Raw genomic sequence first — 844 nt, 5'->3', positions numbered from 1 at the left:
CAGGCGGGTTTCCAGCTGGCCGGCGCCCTCGCCACGGGTGAATTCGAGCGCCGCCACTTCCACTTCGGCCCGGTCCGCCGGGTGCACCAGCGCCAGGATCGAGGTGTCCCGCACCTGGTCCTCCTGCCAACCAAGAATCCGCTGCCAGGCGGGGTTTGCGGCCTGGATCTTAAGGTCGGTGGTGACCACCAGCATGGCGTCGCGCGACAACTTCCACATCTGCTCGCGGTCGGCCATGTAGCGGTGGATCTGCCCCTCGAAGGCCAGCGCCTGGTCGCGCCGGCGGGCGTGCGCATCGACGCTGTCGGTGGTGTCGATCACCGTGTGCAGAAACCCTGCGACTTCATTCATTTCGTCACGAATGGGCGTATAACAGAAGGCATACCAGGCAGGCCCAACGGCGTTCGGCGATGCAATCAGCACGGGTTGCGCCTCGACAAAATTGGCGCTGCCGGCCAAGGCTTTGTACACCCACGGCCCGATGCTCTGCCAATGCTGCTGCCACAGCGTATCGAAGTGCTGGCCCAGCACCGTGCCGGGGCTGTCGAGCAGCGCCAGGTAACCGGCATTATGGATAACCGTCATGTCGGGGCCCCACACCACAGCGCTGGGAAACGGCGACATCAGCATCATGTCGACCGCGATGCGCAGTGAAGCACGCCATTGCGGCAACGGCCCAAGGCTGGTCGTGCTCCAGTCATGCTGGGCAATGAGCTCGCCCATGCCGCCCCTCGTGGTGCGGGAGCTGTCGTGGCGCCCGCCCGAGGGCGAGCGCACGTGTGGAGTGTGCCTGGCGACCAATCTCGTGACTCCAGCGTTGCCCAGGGGAAAATCCGTTTCGCGC

General features: G+C 65.4%; 1 protein-coding gene. It reads right to left on the bottom strand.

What is annotated here, in order from left to right; genetic code table 11:
* The coding region (locus F3J31_RS23185) for a PAS domain-containing protein (RefSeq protein WP_167215708.1) at positions 1–723 on the bottom strand (723 nt) is incomplete at its 3' end.
* Positions 724–844: the final 121 nt, after the last annotated feature.

The sequence above is a fragment of the Enterobacter sp. Acro-832 genome, assembly GCF_011752745.1.
In the GTDB taxonomy this organism is placed as follows: domain Bacteria; phylum Pseudomonadota; class Gammaproteobacteria; order Enterobacterales; family Enterobacteriaceae; genus Enterobacter; species Enterobacter quasiroggenkampii.
This window is presented reverse-complemented; position numbering and strand designations above follow the sequence as displayed.